A 1,088-nucleotide genomic window follows, 5' to 3' on the forward strand; every position below is an offset into this window, starting at 1 on the left:
CGCCGCGGCGCTGGCCCGTCATCGCGTCACCCGCCCGCAGCTGCCGACCATCGGCGTCGGGCGCGCCAACGCCACGGCCCCGGCCGACAGCGAAGGCCAGGACCAGGAAGCCGCACTGTGAGCCGCGACGACACCTTCCTCGGCATCGACCTCGGCACCTCCGAGCTCAAGCTGCTGCTGATCGACGGCAGCGGCGCCGTGGTGGGCCGCGCGGCCGCACCGCTGACCGTGTCGCGGCCCGCGCCGCTGTGGTCGGAGCAGGATCCGGCCGACTGGTCCACCGCCACCACCCGCGCGATCGAGCAGCTGCGCGGCAGCGCGCCGGCCGCCTTCGCGCGGCTGCGCGGCATCGGCCTGTCGGGCCAGATGCACGGCGCCGTGCTGCTCGACGGCCAGGACCGGGTGCTGCGCCCGGCCATCCTCTGGAACGACGGCCGCAGCCACGCCGAGTGCGACGAACTCACCGCCGCCGCGCCCAACCTGCACGCCATCGCCGGCAATCTCGCGATGCCCGGCTTCACCGCGCCCAAGCTGCTGTGGGTTCGCAAGCATGAGCCGGAACGCTTCGACCGCGTCCGCAGCGTGCTGCTGCCCAAGGACTACCTGCGGCTGCTGCTGACCGGCGAGAAGGTCAGCGATCCGTCCGACGCCGCCGGCACGCTGTGGCTGGACGTGGCGCGCCGCGACTGGTCCGATGAACTGCTGGCCGCCACCGGCCTGACGCGCGCCCACATGCCGCGACTGGTCGAGAGCAACGCGCCCTCCGGCGTGCTGCGCGCCGAGCTGGCCGATGCCTGGGGCGTCGCCCGCGACGTGGTCGTGGCGGGCGCGCCGGCGACAACGCGGCCAGCGCGATCGGCATCGGCGCCACCGCGCCGGCAGCGGCTTCGTGTCGATGGGCACCTCGGGCGTGCTGTTCGTCGTCAACGACCGCTTCCGCCCGAACCCCGCCTCCGCGGTGCATGCCTTCTGCCATGCGCTGCCGCAGCGCTGGCACCAGATGAGCGTGATGCTGACCGCCGCCAGCGCGCTGCGCTGGTTCTGCCAGCTCAGCGGCACGACGGAAGCGGCGCTGCTCGAGGAGATCG

1 pseudogene is annotated in these 1,088 nt (G+C 74.2%); it reads left to right on the plus strand.

Annotated features, from left to right (window positions below):
• Positions 1-117: 117 nt before the first annotated feature.
• Positions 118-1,088: pseudogene (gene xylB, locus FUT87_RS03810) on the plus strand (xylulokinase); the annotation flags it as partial.

This window comes from Mitsuaria sp. TWR114 (assembly GCF_007997345.1).